Below are 18,831 nucleotides of genomic sequence, written 5' to 3'. Positions count from 1 at the left end.
TCTCGTGATCTTTCCCCGGACCGAAGTCGCATGACGCGCCTGATCGCCGCCGCCCTGATCGTCGCCTGCGCGCTTCCCGCCACGGCCGCACCGCACAGGGCGCCGATCCCGAACCGGTTCGACGGCACGTGGAGCGTCGAGATCATCACCGAGGCGGGCACGTGCGACAGGGCCTACCGCTACCCAGTCCGGATCGAGGACGGCCGGGCTCGCTTCATCGGCGCAGCCTTCACGGTTCAGGGGAGAGTCGCCGGAAACGGCGCCGTCCGGGGCTCGATCTCGAACGGGATGGCCACGGCCGTTGTCAGCGGACGCCTCGGCGCGAACGGGTTCGGCGCCGGGAGCTGGGTCGCCTCCGGATCCCTCGCATGCCGGGGACGCTGGAACGCCGAACGCCGAGGCTGAGCCTCGGTCGGAAGCCGTCGCAAAACGGTCTGGATCTTGCCCGGAATCGGGCACGCCGACTGACGGATCAGCCCCGTTCCCGACGCAATCATGAGGGAATGCTGAACGTGGTTCGGACACCCGACGAGGCCGCCCGCATGAAGTCTTCGATCCTCGCCACTCTCACCGTCCTCGCTCTCGTCTCGACGGCGCAGGCGCGCCCGCACCGGCAGCCCGCGGCCCCGGCAGTGAACGCGGCCGAGGCCGAGAAGGTGCTGGCGCCGCTGCGGCAGGCCGCCACCGAGTGCTTCGCCGATACGGTGCTGTCGAACCCGAAGGCGACCGCCGAGGCACGGGCGGGCCGCTGGTACGAGGCCGTCGGCATCACCGGCTTCCTCTGCCGCCCGGAAGTCGCCGCGATGATCAAGGCGCATGATCGGCTCTACGGTGCCAAGACCGGGGAGCGGTACTTCAAGGGTGCCTACGCCACGCATCTCGATCAGCAACTCGCCGAGCGGCTTCAGCCGATGCTGGCCCACAAGGCCGTCGCCAGTGCCGAGCCCCCCGCCGAGAAGGCGACCGCCGAAGACGCCGCAGCCGGCAACTGACGCGGAAGCGGCATCGTCGGGTCCCGTCTTCACCAACGATGAGGCGGCCATGGCTTACGAGCTTCATTATTGGCCGATGATCCAGGGCCGCGGCGAGTTCGTCCGCCTCTCCCTGGAAGACGCCGGGGCCGATTACGTTGACGTCGCCCGGCAGGACGACGAGGCCGGCGGCATCGAGCCGATGCAGGGCCGCCTCTCCGATCCGGAGAACCCCCGCCCGCCATTCGCACCGCCGTTCCTGCGCGACGGGGACGTGTTCGTCGCTCAGACGTCCGCGATCCTGCTCTATCTCGGTCCGCGTCTCGGCCTCGTCGGCGCATCGGAGCGCGACCGCATCTGGACGCACCAGCTTCAGCTCACCATCGCGGACGCCGTAGACGAGGCGCACGACTCCCACCATCCGGTCGGTGTCGGCCTGTATTATGCCGAGCAGAAGCCCGAAGCCCTGCGCCGGGCCAAGGGCTTCCGCGAAGAGCGCATCCCGAAATTCCTCCGCTACTTCGAGCGCGTGCTGACGGCCAATGGCGGCCGGCTGGTCGGCTCCGATCTGTCCTACGCGGATCTGTCGCTGTTCCAGCTTGTCGAGGGATTGCGCTACGCCTTCCCGAAAGCGGCGGGCGCGGCCTTGCGCGACACACCTCGGGTCGTGCGCCTCCACGACGCCGTGGCGCAGCGACCGCGGATCGCGGCCTATCTGGCGAGCGAGAGGCGGATCCCGTTCAGCGAGGACGGTGTCTTCCGCCATTATCCCGAACTGGACGCCTGACAGGGCGGCGCCCTCACCGGGGCGGATGGGCGACGAGGATGCCGGCGAGCGTCAGCGCCACGATCCCCAGCGTCAGCGACAGAAGACGCCAGAACAGCAGCGGATCCCGCTCCAGCAACGATGTCCGCCTCCCGTCCGCGAAGGCCGGGTTGGGATACCGGAGATCCTGGATGAACTCCGAGAGGGCCTGATAGCGCCGGACCGGATTCGGATGAACCGCCTTCCGCAGAGCGCCATCGACCCAGACCGGCAGCAGCGGGCGCGTCGCCAAGGCTGAGACGTAGCGCAGCCGGCGCTGCGCCGCCGGCGTACGTGCGCGCGGCACCGCATCGCCGTAGGGAAGCCGGCCGGTAAGCATCTGGTAGGCCATGACCCCAACCGCGAACACGTCGGAGCCGGCCGTCGACGGCACGCCCAGGAAGCATTCCGGCGCCGTGTACTGCACCGTGCCGAGGATCTCGGCCGGGTCGATCCGCGGATCGCCCTCGACGACGCCGGCAACCTTCGTAGCACCGAAGTCGATGACCTGAACGGTCCCCGATGCGTCGATCAGGACGTTGTCGGGCCGCAGGTCCTGATGGACCATCTCCCGCCGGTGGAACGCCTGGACCCCCTTCGCGAGCTGCTCGATGAGGCCCCGGACGGCCTCGAGCTCGGGCACGGCGTGATCGCGCATCCACTGCGTCAGGGTCTGACCCTCGACGTAGCGCATCACCGTGTAGAGGTGACTGCGGCGCCGGTTCTGCGGATGGGCCTGGAGGACATGCGGATTGTCGATCCGGCGGGCGATCCACTCCTCCATGACGAACCGTTTGCGCTGAGCGGGATCGTCGCGCAGGTCCAGCGACAGGACCTTCAAGGCGACGTGCGCCCCGGTCTCCAGATCCGCCGCGAGGTAGACGCGGCTCCGAGGACCGGAATGGAGCGTGCGCAGGAGGCGGTAACCATCGAACTCGGAAGGCGGGTCGAGCAGGGGGGCGGGATCGAGTCCCTGAACATCCTCGAGCAGATCGACGGCTTCACCCGCCGGCACCGAGTCGACCCGAACGATCTGGATCGTCAGGTTGTCCGTACTGCCGGCAGAGAGAGCCGCCTCGACGATGGCTTGGGCGGCGACATCGAGGTTCTCCGAAGACGTGATCGCCGAGACCATATCGCGCGGCGTGACATGCTCGTGGACGCCGTCCGTGGTGAGCACGAAAGTGTCGCCCGCGTCGATGCTGAGCGTATGGTAATCGATCTCGACCCGGCCGTTCACGCCCAGAGCGCGACCGAGATAGGATTCCGCCGCGGAGACGATGACGCGGTGGTCCTCGGTGAGCTGCTCGAGGGATCGTCCCGCCACACGCCAGATCCGGGCGTCGCCGGCGTGGAAGAGATGCGCGGTGCGCGACTTCAGGATCAGGACATCGAAGGTCGTGACGTAGCCGCGGTCGGCATCGTTCGGATCCAGGCCGCGCCGGGTCTGGGCGTGGAGCCAGGAGTTCGCGGCCGCGATCACCTTCTGGGCGGAATTCTTCACCGACCACGTGTCAGGGGTGGCGTAGTAGTCGCTGAGGAAGCTCTTGATTGCGGTCTCGCTCGCCGCAGCCCCCGCCGCGCTGCTGCTGATCCCGTCGGCAAGCGCCACGGCGATGCCTTTCAGGCCGAGCGCCGGTTGCTGCGGCACGAGGGCGCCGTGAAAATCCTGGTTGGCGTCCTTGCGGCCGGCCGTGCTGTGCTGCCCGATCGAGACGGTCAGATCCGAACCCGGATTGCTGATGGCCGCACTCAAGCCGCGACCGCCGTGCCGTCGCCGCGACCGCGATACGAGAGGGCTTCCGCCAGATGCAGCCGGCGGACCTGCGTCTCGCCGTCGAGATCGGCGAGCGTCCGGGCGAGACGGAGGGTGCGGTGGAAGCCACGGGCGGAGAGCCGCATGCTCTCGGCCGCCTGCCGGATCAGCGCCGTCCCGTCGGCATCGGGGCTGGCGACCTGCTCGATCAGGTTCGCCGGGCAGGTGGCGTTGGTGGTGGCGGACGACAGGCCCCGGCCGGCATAGCGGGCGCTCTGAAGGGCGCGAGCCGCAGCGACCCGGGCGGCGGCCTCGGCCGAACCTTCCGCGGGCGGCGGGAGGATCAAGTCGGCTGCCGTCACCGCCGGGACCTCGATGCGCAGGTCGATCCGGTCGAGCAGCGGGCCCGAGATCCGCGCCTGATACTGCGCCATGCAGCGGTCATTCGGGCCTCGCCGGCAGGCGTAGCCCGGCTCCAGACCCTGGCCGCAGCGGCACGGGTTCATCGCGGCCACGAGCTGGAACCGGGCCGGATAGGTGACCCGGTGATTGGCGCGGGCGATCATCACCTCGCCGGTCTCCATGGGCTGACGCAGACTGTCGAGGACCTGCGGGGCGAATTCGGGAAGCTCGTCCAGGAAGAGCACGCCGCCATGGGCCAGGGAGACCTCGCCCGGGCGCGCGCCGAGGCCGCCGCCGACCAGCGCGGCCATCGAGGCGGAATGGTGCGGCTGGCGGAACGGGCGACGGTTCGAGAGCGCGCCGTCCTTCAGTTCGCCCGCGACCGACTGGACCATGGAGATGTCGAGCAGCTCGCGGGGGCCGAGGGGCGGCAGGATCGAGGGCAGCCGGGCGGCGAGCATCGACTTACCCGAGCCGGGCGGTCCGTTCATCAGCAGATTGTGCCCGCCCGCGGCGGCGACTTCGAGGGCGCGCTTGGCCCCCTCCTGACCCTTGATGTCGATCAGGTCCGGCAAGGGTCCCGCCAGACCGGCCATTGCGGGCTCCGGGCGCGCCATGACCTGGCTGCCCTTGAAGTGGTTGGCGAGCTGGATCAACGATCGGGGGGCGAGCACGTCGAGGTCGCCGCCGGCCCAGGCCACCTCCGGTCCGGTCGATGCCGGGCAGATCAGTCCGAGGCCGCGCGCGCCCGCCGCGATGGCGGCCGGCAGCACGCCGTTGACCGCGGTGATGCTGCCGTCGAGCGCGAGCTCGCCCAGGACGCAGTAGCCGGAGAGGGCATCCGCCGGGATCGCGCCGATGGCCGCCATGACGCCCAGCGCGATCGGCAGGTCGTAATGTGAGCCTTCCTTGGGCAGATCCGCAGGGGCGAGATTGACGGTTATGCGCTTGGCCGGAAGCGCCAGCCCCGAAGCGATCAAGGCACCGCGCACCCGCTCGCGGGATTCGGCCACCGCCTTGTCGGGCAGGCCTACCACCGTGAACACCACCGAGCCCGGGATGATCTGGACCTGCACGTCGACCGCCCGCGCCTCGATACCCTCGAAGGCGACGGTGGCGACGCGCATGACCATAGGTGAAGAATCCTCGACGCCTCAGGCTCGGGCGCTCCAGATCTGCGGGAGAATTGTAGGGGACTCAAGAGGATCCGCGGCGCGCGGGAACCCCTCTGCTGCATTCCTGTTCACAGCCGACAACTCGTGATGGATTGGAGACCGCCTTGCGCCTCGCCACGCCACTTCTCGCGCTGACTTTCGCTATCGGCCTCGCGACCGCTGCCGAAGCCGACCAGAAGCTTCCACCCGACCAGCAGGCCAAGGTGGAAGCGATGCTCAAGCAGGAAGGATTCACCAAGTGGGACGAGATCGAGCTCGACGATGGCATGATCGAGGTCGATGACGCGATCGATGCCAGCGGCAAGAAGTTTGACCTGAAGCTCGACCCGAAGACCTTGGCCATCGTGAAGCGCAAGGCCGAGTAGGCGCCACCGAGCGGCAGCGCTTGCGTTCAGGCCGAGGCCCGGCCATATAGCCGGCGGGGGGTTGGCGAGGGACGTTTCACTCGCCAACCGGGTCAGGTCCGGAAGGAAGCAGCCCTAACGAGACCGAGCGGGTCTTCGTCCAGCCTCCCACCTCATTCCCTGCGCGCGGCAGCTTGATTCTGACACGGCATGGACGCTTCGACCGGCACGCCTGACGACGAGCCGGGCCTGCCCGGATTTGCAGCGCCCCCCGCCGCGGTGACGCCCTACCGGGTGCTCGCGCGAAAATACCGCCCCACGAATTTCGGCGACCTGATCGGCCAGGATGCGATGGTGCGGACCCTGGCCAACGGGTTCGCGGCCAACCGCATCCCCCAGGCTTGGATGCTCACCGGTGTGCGCGGCGTCGGCAAGACCACCACAGCCCGCATCCTCGCCCGCGGCCTCAACTACGCCCGGGCCGGCATTCCCGATACCGGGCCGACCGTGTCGATGCCGGAACTCGGCGTCCACTGCGCGGCGATCATGGAATCGCGGCACATGGACGTGCTGGAGATGGATGCCGCCTCGCATACCGGCATCGACGACGTCCGGGCGATCATCGACGGCATCTGCTATGGACCGGTCTCGGCGCGCTACAAGGTCTACATCGTCGACGAGGTCCACATGCTGTCTGAGAAGGCGTTCAACGCCTTCCTGAAGACGCTCGAGGAACCGCCCCCGCACGCCAAGTTCGTCTTCGCCACCACTGAGATCCGCAAGGTCCCGGTGACGATCCTGTCGCGCTGCCAGCGGTTCGATCTCCGCCGGGTCGAGGCCCCGACGCTGCACGCCCATCTCGCCAAGGTCTGCGCGGCCGAACGCGTCGAGGCCGAGGACGAAGCGCTGGGCGCAATCGTGCGCGCTGCGGAAGGCTCGGTGCGCGATGCCCTCTCGCTGCTCGATCAGGCGATCGCCCACGGCGCCGGGACCGTCACCGCGCAAAGCGTGCGCGACATGCTCGGATTGGCCGATCGCGCCCGCATCCTCGACCTGTTCGAGGCGGTGATGCGCGGATCCGTGCCGGCGGCCTTTGCGGAATTGCGGGCGCAGTACGATTCCGGCGCGGACCCGTCGGTGGTGCTCTCGGATCTCGCGGCCTTCACGCATCTCGTGACCCGTCTGAAGGTGGTGCCGGAAACCGCGTCGGATCCGACGCTGAGCGAGACGGAACGCGTTCGCGGCGCTGAGTTCGCCGAGAAGCTCTCGGTCCGCGCGCTGTCGCGGGCGTGGCAGATCCTGCTGAAGGCGATCCCCGAGGTCCAGGCTGCGCCCCGGCCGCTTGCGGCGGCCGAGATGGCGATCGTGCGCCTCGCCTACGCGGCCGACCTGCCCACGCCGGATGAGGCTCTGCGCCAGCTGAAGTCCGAGGCGGCCGCCGCGCTCCAGGACGATCCGCCCGCGCCGTCGGTGCGCCCGCCTCTCCCACCGATCCCTGATCTGCGGGGCGGCGGCTCTGCGGCTCTCGCGGCGTCACCTCGAACGGACATGGCACAGCCGAATCCCTCGGTCATGCCGACGGCGATGGCGGCCCCGGCTCCGCGGCCGGCACCAGCGGCGCCGCCGACGCCGCGGCTCGGCCGATTCGAGGATCTGATCGCTCTGGCGGATGCCAACCGGGACATCCTGCTCCGCACGGCGCTGGAGCGGGACATCCATCTTGTGCGGTTCGAGGAGGGCCGCATCGAATTCCGGCTCGCGTCCGGCGGGCGTCCAAGCCTTGCCACCGACCTCGCAGCGGCCATCGAGCGCTGGACCGGACGGCGCTGGGTCGTTGCCCTCTCGAAGGAAGAAGGCGCGCTGACGCGCGATGCCGCGGCCAGGGCGGCGACCGAAACCCGCCTGGAGAACGCCGCTGCCGACCCGTTCGTGCGCGAAGTGTTGACGCGTTTCCCCGGCGCGGAAATCGTTGACGTGCGTGAGACGGCGCCGGAGGCGTTGCCTATCGGCGAGGCGGAGATCCTGGGCGAAGGCGAGGCAGCGCGGGTTGACGAGGCCGCGGACGACGACTTCTAGGGACAGCGGCCACGCGGCAACGTAGCGAAGCGGCGACCCAGTCCCCAGATCAGATCACGACGAGCGAATGGAAGGCAGCCGCATGCGCGACCTTATGGGCATCATGAAGCAGGCCCAGGCCATGCAGGAAAAGATGGCCAACCTGCAAACCGAGATGGACGACATCGAGGTGACCGGCGCCTCGGGCGGCGGCTCAGTCCGGGTTACGATGACGGCCAAGGGTCAGATGAAGGGCGTCAGCATCGACCCATCCCTGATGCTGGAGGATGAGCGCGAGATCCTCGAGGACCTGATCGTGGCCGCCTGCAATGATGCCCGCGGCAAGGCCGAGGCGACCATGCAGGAGCGCATGGCCGAACTGACCAAGGGCCTGCCGCTACCGCCGGGCATGAAGCTGCCGTTCTAGGGATTGCTGAGGCAGCCTGGCTTCCGCACTGCCGGGCGGTCATCGACGCGTTCCGTCATCTCGGGGCCGTGCAGCGGGGCCCGGGATCCAGACCCGCCGACCTGTTAAACACTTGCACCATCTGTGGGTCTGGATTCCGGGCTCGCCTACGGCGCCCCGGAATGACGGGCTGTCCGGCCCCTTCTCGATCGATGCCACGCGAACCCGTCGAACACGATCGCTCGGATCAGGCGATTACGGGCGGCCTAGACGGCCGCCCGATCTTGTATTCAGGCGGCGATCGCCTGTGCGCTCGGTCCGGCGGCGCGCACGTCGGCGTCGACATGAGCCTCGAACCGCTTGAAGTTGTCGTCGAACATCTTCACCAGCCGCGCCGCCGTCTCCACGAAGGCACCCTTGTTGGCCCAGGTCTTCACTGGGGTCAGAATGTGCGGCTCGACGCCCGGCACCGAGACCGGCACCGCGAAGCCGAAATACGGGTCGCGGCGGAACTCGGCCTGAGCCAGCGAGCCGTCGAGCGCCGCGCCGAGCAGGCGCCGGGTCACGCGGATCGGCATGCGACGGCCGGTGCCGACGCCACCGCCGGTCCAGCCGGTATTGACCAGCCAGCAATCGACGCTGTGCTTGGCGATGAGGTCGCGCAGCAGGTTGCCGTAGGTGCTCGGGTGCCGCGGCATGAACGGCGCGCCGAAGCAGGTCGAGAAGGTCGCCTCCGGCCCGGTCAGGCCGCGCTCGGTGCCGGCCACCTTGGCGGTGTAGCCCGAGAGGAAGTGGTACATCGCCTCGGCGCCGGTGAGCTTGGCGATCGGCGGCATCACCCCGAAGGCGTCGCAGGTCAGCATCACGATGTTCTTCGGATGGCCGGCCCGGCCGGTGGCGCTGGCATTGGCGATGAAGTCCAACGGGTAAGCGCAGCGGGTGTTCTCGGTGAGTGCGGAATCGTCGAAATCCGGAGCGCGGGTGATGGGGTCGATCACCACGTTCTCCATCACCGTGCCGAAGCGCTCGGTGGTGGCATAGATCTCCGGCTCGGCGTTGCGCGACAGCCGGATGGTCTTGGCGTAGCAGCCGCCCTCGAAGTTGAAGATGCCCGCATTCGACCAGCCGTGCTCGTCATCGCCCAGAAGCTGGCGGGACGAGTCGTTCGACAGCGTCGTCTTGCCGGTGCCCGACAGGCCGAAGAAGATCGCCGAGCCGCCCTCGGCATCGAGCGCCGCATTGGCCGAGCAGTGCATCGGCATCACGCCCTGACCCGGCAGGATGTAGTTCAGGTAGGTGAAGACCGACTTCTTCATCTCGCCCGCGTAGGCCGAGCCGCCGATCAGCACGAGCTTCTTCGAGAAATCGATGGCGATGACGGTCTTCGAGCGGCAGCCGTGCCGGGCGGGATCCGCCTGGAAGCTCGGCAGGTCGATGATCGTCATGTCCGGCACATAGGACGCGATCTCCGAGCGGTCCGGCCGGATCAGCAGGTTGCGGATGAACAGCGAGTGCCACGCGAACTCGGTGAAGACCCGCGCCTTGACCCGATAGGCCGGATCGGCACCGCCGTAGAGGTCCTGGGCGAACAGCTCCTTGCCTTCGGCGTGCTTCAGGAAGTCCTGCCGCAGGGTCTCGAACTGCTCCGGCGTGATCGCGCCGTTGTTGTCCCACCACACCTCGCTCTCGGTGGTGGCGTCGCGGACTACGAACTTGTCCTTGGGCGAGCGGCCGGTATGACTGCCGGTGGTGGCAACAAGCGCGCCGCCGCGGGCGAGCTGCGCCTCCCTGCGGGACAGCGCCTCCTCGTAGAGGCGCGGAGCCTCGAAATTCCAGTGGACGGCCTTGAGGTTGCGGAAGCCGGACGCCTCAGCACCATGGGCCGCGTTGTGATCACCGATGTTGGTCAAGAGCGTATCTCCCGGGCCCCTGTTCGACCGTCGACGCGACTGAGCCGGACGGCACCGCCGTCCGAACCTGACCGGGAGACGTCCGCGCGGTCGTACAGGTCCGCCGCGCGCAGGATCTCCGTTTCCCGGCCGCCTGCCGTCCCTGCAACGAGTAGGCGGCGAAGCTTCGCTGTCATTATGGGCTCCATCAGAGGCCCGCAATGTGGACAAACAGGTTAGACCACAGTCGTGGACTCAGGAACCCAAGTCTGTAAGCCGTTTCATGCGTCGTGCAGCAGATCGGCACAGGCGCAGCGGCGCTGGAATACCCATATACCACTCCTGCGTGCTCGCACCCTTGCGCGCGGCCAGGGTGCGTCTATGCCCGTCCGAATCCTCAGCCCTTCCTCGCCCAAGAGGCACGATGCCCCAAGCCGTCGCCGGCCCCGAGATTGAGCGCCTGATCCAGCTTCTCGCCCGCATGCCGGGCCTCGGACCCCGCTCGGCGCGGCGGGCCGCTCTCCAGCTCATCAAGAAGCGCGACACGCTGCTCGGGCCCCTCGCCGACGCCATGCGGGTGGCGGCCGACCGCATCATCGTGTGCACGAGCTGCGGGAACGTCGACACCTCGGACCCGTGCACGATCTGCCGCGACGCGGAGCGGGACCCGACGACGCTCGTGGTGGTCGAGGACGTGTCCGACCTGTGGGCCCTTGAGCGCTCCGGGGCCGTGAAGGCGCGCTATCACGTGCTCGGCGGCGTCCTGTCGGCGCTCGACGGCGTGCGGCCGGAGCATCTGAACCTCGCGAGCCTCGTGGAGCGCGTGGCCCGGCCAGAGGTGACGGAGGTGATCCTGGCGCTGAACGCCACCGTCGACGGCCAGACCACCGCCCATTACGTCACCGAGTCGATCCGGCATTGCGGCGCGAAGGTCACGCGGCTCGCCCACGGCGTGCCGGTCGGCGGCGAGCTGGACTATCTCGACGAGGGCACCCTGTCGGCGGCGATCCGCAGCCGGACGGCGTTCTGACGGTCTGCGACGGGCGGCGAACCGGTATTTGACCGGTCCACGGCCGCACCCTATTCGACGCTGAGCCCGGACCCGTCCTGGCGCCTTCCCTGCCGGTTTCCGCCATGACCATCCGTCCGCTCGTCATCCTCCCCGATTCCGTCCTGCGCCAGAATTCCGAACCGGTCGGTCAAATCACCGCCGAGATCCGCACCCTCGTCGCCGACATGTTCGACACGATGTACGACGCCCCCGGCGTCGGGCTCGCGGCAATCCAGATCGGCGTGGCGAAGCGCGTCGTCACGATCGACACGTCGAAGGAGGAAGGCGTCCGCGACGCGCGGGTGTTCATCAACCCCGAAATCGTCTGGTCCTCGGAAGAGAAGCGGGTCTACGACGAGGGCTGCCTGTCGATCCCCGACTATTACGCCGAGGTCGAGCGGCCGGATTGGGTGCGCGTGAAGTTCCGCGACGTCGATGGCACGGAGCAGGAGATCGAGGCCGACGGTCTGCTCTCGACCTGCATCCAGCACGAGATTGACCACCTCAACGGCGTGCTGTTCATCGACCACCTGTCGAAGCTGAAGCGCGACCGGGTGATCAAGAAGTTCGCCAAGGCGGCCAAGCGCGACGCGGCCTGACCCGGCCATGCGCGTCGTCTTCATGGGCACACCGGACTTCGCGGTGCCGACACTCGCCCGGCTCGCTCAGGACGGGCACGACATCGTCGCGGTCTATACACGCGCACCCGCGAAGGCCGGCCGCGGCATGAGCCTTCGCCCTTCGCCGGTTCATGCGCTCGCCGACACGCTCAACGTGCCGGTTCTGACGCCCGCGACGCTGCGCACGCCCGAAGCCGCCGAGACCTTCGCGGTGCACCGGGCCGACGTCGCCGTCGTCGTGGCCTACGGGATGCTCCTGCCGCAGGCGATTCTCGACGCGCCGAAGCACGGCTGCCTCAACCTGCACGGCTCATTGCTGCCGCGCTGGCGCGGCGCGGCGCCGATCCAGCGCGCCGTCATGGCCGGCGATGCCGCGAGCGGCGTCGGGGTGATGCGGATGGAGGCGGGCCTCGATACCGGCCCCGTGGCCCTGGAGGCCCGACTCCCGATCGCCCCGGGCATGACGGCGGGCGCGCTGCATGACGCCCTGATGCCCCTCGGCGCCGACCTTATGGCGCAAGCGCTCGCCCGGCTCGACGCGGGCACGCTGACCTTCACGCCACAAGCGGAAGACGGCGTCGTCTACGCCCACAAGATCACCAACGACGAGGCGCGGATCGACTGGTCCCGGCCGGCGGCTGAGGTCGCCAACCGGATCAACGGGCTGTCGCCGTTTCCCGGCGCCTTCTTCGAAGTGGATCTTGGCAAAGGGCCCGAGCGCGTGAAGGTGCTGCGCGCCGCTCCCGCCGACGGCGATGGCGCACCGGGTACGCTGCGCGATTCCGAGGGAACGGTTGCGTGCGGCGAAGGCGCCGTGCGACTCATGGAGCTGCGCCGCGCCGGGAAGGGCGTCCGTGCGAGTGGCGCCGAGTTCGTGCGCGGCGCCCGCCTGACGCCCGGCGCCCGCCTCGGCTGATGCCCCGCTACAAGCTCGTCATCGAGTACGACGGCGGCCCGTTCTGCGGCTGGCAGCGGCAGGTCGAAGATCCGACGGTCCAGGGCGCGATCGAGGCGGCCGTCACGCGCTTCTCCGGCGAGGAAGTCCGGCTCACCTGCGCCGGCCGGACCGATGCCGGCGTGCACGCGATCCATCAGGTCGCCCATCTCGACCTCGCCAAGGACTGGCGAACCGACACGGTGCGAGATGCCTTGAACGCCCATCTGCGGCCGCAGCCGGTGGCGATCCTGTCCGCCGAGATCGTGCCGGAGAGCTTCGACGCCCGCCACTCGGCGATCCGCCGGCACTACCGCTACCGCATCCTCAACCGGCGCAGCCCGGCGGCGCTGACTCGGGACCATGTCTGGCACGTGCCGTGGCCGCTCGACGTGGATCGCATGCACGACGCCGCCCAACGCCTCGTCGGCCACCACGACTTCTCGGCTTTCCGCGCCGCCGAATGCCAAGCCAAAAGCCCGATGCGTACGCTGGAGCAGCTCGACGTCACCGGCGTGCCGATGGCACTCCACGACGAGATCGTGGTGGCGACCGCGGCGCGCTCGTTCCTGCACCATCAGGTGCGGGCGATGGTCGGCACGCTGATGCTCGCGGGTTGCGGCCGCCTCTCGGCGGACGACGTCGCCGCGATCCTGGCCTCGGGTGATAAGCGCCGCTGCGGGCCGCTGGCCCCGGCCGCGGGCCTGACGTTCGTGGGCGTCGACTACGATCCGGGGAAGTAGGCCTCGAGTACCCGCTCGTAGATCGCCGTCAGCCGCTCCAGATCGGCGACCGCCACGCACTCGTCGACCTGATGCATGGTCTCGCCGACGAGGCCGAACTCGATCACCGGGCAGGCATCCTTGATGAAGCGCGCGTCCGACGTGCCCCCCGTGGTCGAGAGCGTCGGCGTCAGGCCGGTCTCGGCCCGGATCGCCTCGGAGACGAGCGTCACGAAGCCGTCCGGCCGCGTCAGGAAAGCTGGCGCGTTCGATGGCTGAAGGTCGAGGTTGAAGCGCACCGCGTTCCCGGCCGCGTGCTCCAGCCGCCGACGGATCTCGGCGCCCAGGCTCTCGGCCGTCCAGTCGTCGTTGAAGCGCACGTTGAAGGTCGCCCGTGCGGTCGCCGGGATCACGTTGGTGGCCGCGTTGCCGACGTCGATGGTGGTGAATTCGAGATTCGAGGCGTCAAAATGTGCGGTCCCGGTATCGAGCGGCGCGGCGACCAGCGCCGAGGCGAGGCGCAGCAGACCCGGAATCGGGTTCTCGGCCTTGTGCGGATAGGCGACATGGCCCTGGCGACCGAGCACGGTGAGCTTGCCGGTGAGCGAGCCGCGCCGCCCGATCTTGATCATCTCGCCGAGCCGCCCCGGGTTGGTCGGCTCTCCGAGGACACAATGATCGAATCGCCCGCCCCGCGTTCGCGCCCAGTCCAGCAGCTTCACGGTCCCGTTGACCGCGGGCCCTTCCTCGTCGCCGGTAATCAGGAATGCGAGGGAGCCGCCGAAAGCAGGGCCGCGCCGTTCCAGGAAGGCAAGCGTGGCCGCCAGCATGCAGGCGATGCCGCCCTTCATGTCGGCGGCCCCCCGGCCGTACAGCATCCCGTCGGCGACCGCGCCCGCAAAGGGGTCGTGGCGCCACGCACCCTCACCCTCCGGCACGACGTCGGTATGGCCGGCGAAGACGAGGCACGGCTCTTCTTGTCCGATGCGTGCGTAGAGATTCGGCGTGTCGGGATAGCCAGGCTCCGAGAAGACCGGCCGCTCGACGGCGAAGCCGGCAGGCCGGAGCGCGTCGGCGATCACGTCGAGGGCGCCACGATCCTCCGGTGTCACCGATGGGCAGCGGATCAGGGCCTGCGCGAGGCGCAGGGCCGCGTCGGGCGCGTGATGATCAGCCGGCATGAACCCGTCCCCGGCGGCGTGACATGCCGCGCGGCCCGCTTACCCCGAAGCGGGCCGCCCCGGAACTCCCGTGTGCCCGGCCCTACTTGGTCACCACCACCTGCGCGTCGCCGTGGCGACGCTGTACCGAGACGGTGACATCGTCGTCGTAGCGCTGGAAGCGGAGATCCAGGCGCGAACCGCCGAGCTTGACGTTGTAGAGCGTCACACCGTCGAGGAAGGCCGGGAGAATCGGGTTCTTGAGCCGAACGCGGTTGCGCTCGTGGTCGAGTTCGAGGCCGAGACACGCGGCCAGGAACGCGAACGGCGCCGCCGCCGCCCAGGCCTGCGGGCTGCAGGCCACCGGATACGAGACCGGCCCGCGCTGCTTGCGGCGCATGAAACCGCAGAACAGCTCCGGCAGGCGCTTCTGGTCCTGGTAGAGCGAGGTATCGAACATCCCCTGGAAGATGCGCGCGGCCTCGTGCTTGCGGTCGTAGCGCGCCAGACCCATCGCGATCAGCGCGTTGTCGTGCGGCCAGATCGAGCCGTTGTGGTAGGACATCGGATTGTAGCGCGCCTCGCCCTTGGCGATCGTGCGCACGCCCCAGCCGTTGAAGCCGTCCTTGCACAGCAGCGTATCGGCGACGCGGGCCGCCCGCTCCGGCTTGGCGATTCCGGTGAACAGGGCGTGGCCGGCATTGGACGAGCGCACCGCGCATTGCGTCTTCGCGCCGTCCAGCGCCAGGGCGTAGGTGCCGATTTCCTCGTTCCAGAACGCCGCGTCGAACTTCTCGCGGAGGGAAGCGGCTTCCTGCGTCAGGCGCTCGGCCATCGGGTCGTGACCCAGCTGAGCCGCGAGCTTCGCCATGCCGTTCTTCGCCGCGTAGACGTAGCCCTGCACCTCACACAGGGCGATCGGGCCCTTCGCGAGCTGACCGTCGGTGTGGAAGATCGAATCGTGGCTGTCCTTCCAGCCCTGATTTTCCAGGCCCTTGTCGGTGTCGCGGGCGTACTCGACGAATCCGTCGCCGTCCCGGTCGCCGTAGCGGTCCATCCATTCCAGCGCGAGTTCTAGCGCCGGCCAGATCGCCCGGACGGTCTCGAGGTCGCCTGTGACCGCGTAGTACTCCCAGGCCAGCATCACGAAGAGCGGCGTGCCGTCGATGGTGCCGTAATAGTGCCGGAACGGCACCTCGCCGAGCATCGCCATCTCGCCGCGCCGGGTCTCGTGGAGGACCTTGCCGGGCTGGGCATCGGCCGCCGGATCGACCGCCTTGGCCTGGGTCGAGGCAAGGTAGCGTAGCACGCCCCTGGCGAATTTCGGGTCGATCCAGAGCGCCATCATCGCCGTGATGATTCCATCACGCCCGAACACAGTGGAGTACCAGGGGATGCCGGCAAACGGGTAGATGCCCTCCGGAGTGCGGGTCGCCAGCATGTAGAGGTCGGCCGTGGCCCGGCACAGGCCCTCGTTGAACTGATCGTTCGACGAGATGATCGTGGTGATCCCCGCCGTCAGCGTGCGGAGATCGCGCCGCGAGTCGCGGTAGGCACGGGCGAAGATCGTGCCCTCGCCGAGTTCCTTGAGTTCGCGCCGGGCACCGCCGGCATTGGCCGCGAGCGTCAGCTTGGCGGCCGCATCCTCGCCGACCATCGAGTCGGCCGGCGGCTTGGTGAAGGCCCGGTGCGCCTCGAAGGTCACGCGGATGAACAGGGAGGTCCGCCCCTCCGGCGGCAGCGACACGTCGAAGACGACGCGGCCCGGCTCGATCAGGTCGGGCTTCGGGCCGAAATGCAGCGCCGTGGTCCGCACGATCTCATCTAGGCCGACGTAGCGGAACTGCACCTCGCGGTCGCTCGCCACCAGGACGCCGCGCTTGCCGCGCGCCTGACGGTCAGTCCCGCGGACCTCGAACAGGTCGCGGAAATCCGCGTCGAAGGTCACGGCGATGCGTAGGCGGCGGTGCTTCGAATCGTAGGAGCGTAGGCCGATCCGGTCGTAGCAGGCGCCGCGGAACAGGAATTTGGTGCGCTCGATCGCGATCGTCTCACGGGGGATCGAGGTCTCGTCGTGGGCGTCGGTGCGGATGTCGGGCGTCGTCATGTCGACGCTGAGCGCGCCGTTATCGTCCTGCATTACCGAGGAGAGCATCAGCGGGCGCTGACCCTCCACCATGACCTCCAGGCGCGACAGGTAGCGCGTATCCTGGAAATAGAGCCCCTCGGGGCCGGGCTGAACGCCGATATCGCCGTAGGAATCGAGGACGCCGAACGCCTCGCCGAATTTCAGCGAGCGCAGGGGCCGCTCCACGAGGGAGGTCTGCGCCTCGATGTGATAGGTCGGCAGGACATCGTCCGCGTCCTGGAATCCGTGCGCCACGCTTCCGGAACTCGCCGCGGTCCGGGCCTTCGCGTCGTGGGCCGCTGCCGTGTTGTCCGCCGCCATGCAGGGCATCTCCGGGTACAAGTGAGAGGTGCGAATCGAGAGGGCTGCCGCATCTCTTCGATGCAGCAGCCCTTGTTCACTCTACGGATGAGTCGCCTTTAAGACGCTAGGCCGGTCCGAACCCGCTTCGCAAGCCCGATGCCGGGGTTCAGGCCGGCATGGCGGCGACCGGGATCGCCGGGCGCGCCGAGCCGTTCACCTCACCGTATTGCGGCTTGAAGCCGGACTTCGGCAGCTTGATCACATCGGCGCCACGGGCGAGCAGATCCTCGTAGGCGGCGACGTACTTCCTGACCATGCACTCGGCGGTGAAAGCGCTCTCGAAGTGGCGGCGGACGCCGGCGCGGCTCATAGTCTTGACCTTGGCGACCGCGGCCACGGCATCGTCCATGGTCTCGCAGAGAACGCCGCCGACGCCATCCTTGATCACCTCCGGAACCGAGCCGTTCCGGAACGCGATCACCGGCGTGCCAGCCGACATCGCCTCGATCATCACGAGGCCGAAGGGCTCCGGCCAATCGATCGGGAAGGCAAGCGCCAGGGCGTTTCCGAGGAAGTCCTTCTTCTGCTCCTCGTTGATCTCGCCGATATACTCGATCAGCGGGTGATGGATCATTGGCTCGATGACCTCGTCCCAGTAATCCTGGTCGGCCTTGTCGACCTTGGCGGCGATCTTCAGGGGCGTGCCGGAACGGATCGCCATCTCAATCGCGCGGTCGGGGCGCTTCTCGGGCGAGATCCGGCCGAGGAAGGCCAGGTAGCCGCCCTTCGCGTCCGGGTAGTACGGGCAATTCTCGGCCGGCAGGCCGTGGTGGATCGTCGCCAGCCAGTTCGAGGTCGGCGGCATCGGCAGGCGCTGATTGTCGGAGATCGAGACCAGCGGCATGCCCGTGAAGGTGCGGTAGACCGGCATAAAGTCCGGCACGTCGAGGCGGCCGTGCATCGTGGTAATGCACTTGTGGTTCAGATCCTCGAACATCGGATACTGAAGCAGGTCGATATGGAAGTGCAGGATGTCGAACTCGTGCGCGCGGCGGTGCACCTGATGCAGCATTGCCAGGTGGCTGGCGGTGTGATCCCGGTAGCCGAGCAGGCGCAGGCCCTCGGGCGTGCACGCCGCGAGCTTGGCAGTCGTCTCCGAGTCACCGCTCGCGAACAGCGTGACTTCGTGGCCCTGGCGGACCAGCTCCTCTGTAATCCAGCTGACGACGCGCTCGGTGCCGCCGTAGAACTTCGGAGGGACGGCCTCCGACAACGGAGCGATCTGGGCAATGCGCACGAAGTGTCTCCTGGTTGGCCGAATTTGACGGGGAGTCTAACTCTGCCGGCCTGAGCGGGACATGAATGAAACGGACGGCCAAGGTTATGGTTCCTGGCGCCCGGGGCTGTCGCGCCTTCTTTTGTGCAGCGCGTCATCTGTCCCCGAATTCCTCCGACTCAGCCGGGGCAAAAGGGTGCGGATTGTTCCCCGGGTGTGCAGTCCGACACGGCGTGCACCACCCGGCCGGCAGTCGATCTGTAAACGCGTTGCACCGGATCGACTCGGAGGGACGAACACGTCATTCCGGGACGGCGCAGGCGAGCCCGGAATTCAGAACCGCAGCGGGCGGCCAGCACGGCTTCGGCGGCGGTTCTCGATTCCGGGCTCGCCTGGGGCGCCCCGGACTGACGGCGCGAGCGCTCACTTCCCGACGGATGCACGGCGCACGACCAGCCGTTGCCGCCGCGTCAGCTTTCTGTCATAAGCCGCCCCGCGTCGAACCGCCCGGCCGATAGGGCTGCCGTGGCGGCTCGTGCTGCTCCACCAGAAGCATCAGCGCGCGAACCTCATCCGACCCTTGCGGGGCGGTCCGAGATCCTTTCGCGCAACGGAGAGCCAAATGCCCAAGTTGAAGACGAAATCGGGCGCGAAGAAGCGCTTCAAGATCACCGGCACCGGCAAGGTGATGTACGCCCAGGCCGGCAAGCGCCACGGGATGATCAAGCGGACGACCAAGCAGATCCGCAACCTGCGCGGCACCACGACCCTGTTCGAGGGCGATGCCGCCAACGTGAAGAAGTACTTCCTGCCGAACGCGCGGTAAGTCCTTCA

General features: G+C 68.5%; 17 protein-coding genes and 1 other RNA gene. 12 read left to right on the top strand and 6 right to left on the bottom strand.

Features of this window, described 5'->3' with window-relative positions:
* Positions 1–30 precede the first annotated feature (30 nt).
* The 3 genes from JOE48_RS21975 to JOE48_RS21965 all read left to right on the top strand — a co-directional run bounded on the left by JOE48_RS21975 (position 31) and on the right by JOE48_RS21965 (position 1,758).
* Entirely contained in the window at positions 31–405 is a 375-nt protein-coding gene (locus tag JOE48_RS21975; RefSeq protein WP_210032887.1) for a hypothetical protein, read from the top strand.
* A gap of 137 nt (positions 406–542) precedes the next feature.
* Positions 543–992, top strand: coding sequence for a hypothetical protein (locus tag JOE48_RS21970; protein WP_210032886.1), 450 nt, complete (start codon positions 543–545; stop codon positions 990–992).
* Between the two features lie 49 nt (positions 993–1,041).
* Complete coding sequence (locus JOE48_RS21965) at positions 1,042–1,758, top strand: glutathione S-transferase (RefSeq protein WP_210032885.1); 717 nt, start codon at positions 1,042–1,044, stop codon at positions 1,756–1,758.
* 13 nt (positions 1,759–1,771) lie between these two features.
* Here JOE48_RS21965 and JOE48_RS21960 read toward each other — a convergent pair whose 3' ends face one another.
* Together JOE48_RS21960 and JOE48_RS21955 are read right to left on the bottom strand one after the other, a co-directional pair.
* Complete coding sequence (locus tag JOE48_RS21960) at positions 1,772–3,532, bottom strand: bifunctional protein-serine/threonine kinase/phosphatase (RefSeq protein ID WP_245252916.1); 1,761 nt, start codon at positions 3,530–3,532, stop codon at positions 1,772–1,774.
* Positions 3,529–5,067: a YifB family Mg chelatase-like AAA ATPase gene (locus JOE48_RS21955; protein WP_210032884.1), complete on the bottom strand. Its 1,539-nt coding sequence runs from the start codon at positions 5,065–5,067 to the stop codon at positions 3,529–3,531. The genes JOE48_RS21960 and JOE48_RS21955 overlap by 4 nt, the downstream gene beginning before the upstream one ends.
* A 146-nt stretch (positions 5,068–5,213) precedes the next feature.
* Between JOE48_RS21955 and JOE48_RS21950 the strand changes: the two genes are divergently transcribed.
* The 4 genes from JOE48_RS21950 (at position 5,214) to JOE48_RS21935 (ending at position 7,935) form a co-directional block, all read left to right on the top strand.
* Positions 5,214–5,474 carry a PepSY domain-containing protein gene (locus JOE48_RS21950; RefSeq protein WP_210032883.1) on the top strand — a complete coding sequence of 87 codons (261 nt, stop codon included), beginning with the start codon at positions 5,214–5,216 and terminating at the stop codon, positions 5,472–5,474.
* 54 nt (positions 5,475–5,528) lie between these two features.
* An RNA gene (gene ffs, locus JOE48_RS21945) (signal recognition particle sRNA small type) lies at positions 5,529–5,627 on the top strand.
* 36 nt (positions 5,628–5,663) lie between these two features.
* Positions 5,664–7,529, top strand: coding sequence for a DNA polymerase III subunit gamma/tau (locus tag JOE48_RS21940; protein ID WP_210032881.1), 1,866 nt, complete (start codon positions 5,664–5,666; stop codon positions 7,527–7,529).
* Positions 7,530–7,611: 82 nt separating this feature from the next.
* Positions 7,612–7,935, top strand: coding sequence for a YbaB/EbfC family nucleoid-associated protein (locus JOE48_RS21935; RefSeq protein ID WP_210032879.1), 324 nt, complete (start codon positions 7,612–7,614; stop codon positions 7,933–7,935).
* A 269-nt stretch (positions 7,936–8,204) separates the two neighbouring features.
* On the opposite strand, the gene JOE48_RS21930 is transcribed toward JOE48_RS21935, so the two are convergent.
* Positions 8,205–9,824, bottom strand: a complete 1,620-nt coding sequence (locus JOE48_RS21930; protein WP_210032878.1) for a phosphoenolpyruvate carboxykinase — start codon at positions 9,822–9,824, stop codon at positions 8,205–8,207.
* Positions 9,825–10,227: 403 nt separating this feature from the next.
* Here JOE48_RS21930 and recR point away from each other — a divergent pair, with 403 nt between their 5' ends.
* From recR to truA, 4 genes are all read left to right on the top strand, one after another.
* Entirely contained in the window at positions 10,228–10,833 is a 606-nt protein-coding gene (gene recR, locus JOE48_RS21925) for a recombination mediator RecR (protein ID WP_210032877.1), read from the top strand.
* 104 nt (positions 10,834–10,937) lie between these two features.
* Positions 10,938–11,453 (top strand): peptide deformylase, encoded by a 516-nt coding sequence (def, locus tag JOE48_RS21920; RefSeq protein WP_210032876.1) that lies wholly within the window; start codon positions 10,938–10,940, stop codon positions 11,451–11,453.
* 7 nt (positions 11,454–11,460) lie between these two features.
* Positions 11,461–12,390, top strand: coding sequence for a methionyl-tRNA formyltransferase (gene fmt, locus JOE48_RS21915; RefSeq protein ID WP_210032875.1), 930 nt, complete (start codon positions 11,461–11,463; stop codon positions 12,388–12,390).
* Positions 12,390–13,151 carry a tRNA pseudouridine(38-40) synthase TruA gene (gene truA, locus JOE48_RS21910; protein ID WP_210032874.1) on the top strand — a complete coding sequence of 254 codons (762 nt, stop codon included), beginning with the start codon at positions 12,390–12,392 and terminating at the stop codon, positions 13,149–13,151. The genes fmt and truA overlap by 1 nt, the downstream gene beginning before the upstream one ends.
* On the opposite strand, the gene dapE is transcribed toward truA, so the two are convergent.
* The 3 genes from dapE to JOE48_RS21895 all read right to left on the bottom strand — a co-directional run bounded on the left by dapE (position 13,133) and on the right by JOE48_RS21895 (position 18,018).
* Positions 13,133–14,311 carry a succinyl-diaminopimelate desuccinylase gene (gene dapE, locus JOE48_RS21905; protein WP_210032873.1) on the bottom strand — a complete coding sequence of 393 codons (1,179 nt, stop codon included), beginning with the start codon at positions 14,309–14,311 and terminating at the stop codon, positions 13,133–13,135. The two genes, truA and dapE, sit on opposite strands and share 19 nt — an antisense overlap.
* 82 nt (positions 14,312–14,393) lie before the next feature.
* On the bottom strand, positions 14,394–16,739 hold the full coding sequence (locus JOE48_RS21900; RefSeq protein ID WP_210032872.1) for an amylo-alpha-1,6-glucosidase: 2,346 nt from the start codon (positions 16,737–16,739) through the stop codon (positions 14,394–14,396).
* Positions 16,740–16,887: 148 nt separating this feature from the next.
* Positions 16,888–18,018 (bottom strand): glycosyltransferase family 4 protein, encoded by a 1,131-nt coding sequence (locus tag JOE48_RS21895; RefSeq protein WP_210032870.1) that lies wholly within the window; start codon positions 18,016–18,018, stop codon positions 16,888–16,890.
* A gap of 601 nt (positions 18,019–18,619) precedes the next feature.
* Between JOE48_RS21895 and rpmI the strand changes: the two genes are divergently transcribed.
* A complete protein-coding gene (rpmI, locus tag JOE48_RS21890; RefSeq protein ID WP_007561407.1) occupies positions 18,620–18,823 on the top strand; it encodes a 50S ribosomal protein L35 in 204 nt (67 codons plus the stop codon).
* Positions 18,824–18,831 lie beyond the last annotated feature (8 nt).

Source organism: Methylobacterium sp. PvR107 (assembly GCF_017833295.1).
Lineage (GTDB): Bacteria > Pseudomonadota > Alphaproteobacteria > Rhizobiales > Beijerinckiaceae > Methylobacterium.
This window is presented reverse-complemented; position numbering and strand designations above follow the sequence as displayed.

Excerpts from the sequence above, each read along its gene's own strand:
- JOE48_RS21975 (WP_210032887.1), top strand. The coding sequence starts at position 31 with ATGACGCGCCTGATCGCCGCCGCCCTGATCGTCGCCTGCGCGCTTCCC.
- dapE (WP_210032873.1), bottom strand. The coding sequence starts at position 14,311 with ATGCCGGCTGATCATCACGCGCCCGACGCGGCCCTGCGCCTCGCGCAG.
- rpmI (WP_007561407.1), top strand. The coding sequence starts at position 18,620 with ATGCCCAAGTTGAAGACGAAATCGGGCGCGAAGAAGCGCTTCAAGATC.
- fmt (WP_210032875.1), top strand. The coding sequence starts at position 11,461 with ATGCGCGTCGTCTTCATGGGCACACCGGACTTCGCGGTGCCGACACTC.
- truA (WP_210032874.1), top strand. The coding sequence starts at position 12,390 with ATGCCCCGCTACAAGCTCGTCATCGAGTACGACGGCGGCCCGTTCTGC.
- JOE48_RS21970 (WP_210032886.1), top strand. The coding sequence starts at position 543 with ATGAAGTCTTCGATCCTCGCCACTCTCACCGTCCTCGCTCTCGTCTCG.
- recR (WP_210032877.1), top strand. The coding sequence starts at position 10,228 with ATGCCCCAAGCCGTCGCCGGCCCCGAGATTGAGCGCCTGATCCAGCTT.
- def (WP_210032876.1), top strand. The coding sequence starts at position 10,938 with ATGACCATCCGTCCGCTCGTCATCCTCCCCGATTCCGTCCTGCGCCAG.
- JOE48_RS21900 (WP_210032872.1), bottom strand. The coding sequence starts at position 16,739 with ATGGCGGCGGACAACACGGCAGCGGCCCACGACGCGAAGGCCCGGACC.
- JOE48_RS21955 (WP_210032884.1), bottom strand. The coding sequence starts at position 5,067 with ATGGTCATGCGCGTCGCCACCGTCGCCTTCGAGGGTATCGAGGCGCGG.
- JOE48_RS21935 (WP_210032879.1), top strand. The coding sequence starts at position 7,612 with ATGCGCGACCTTATGGGCATCATGAAGCAGGCCCAGGCCATGCAGGAA.
- JOE48_RS21940 (WP_210032881.1), top strand. The coding sequence starts at position 5,664 with ATGGACGCTTCGACCGGCACGCCTGACGACGAGCCGGGCCTGCCCGGA.
- JOE48_RS21965 (WP_210032885.1), top strand. The coding sequence starts at position 1,042 with ATGGCTTACGAGCTTCATTATTGGCCGATGATCCAGGGCCGCGGCGAG.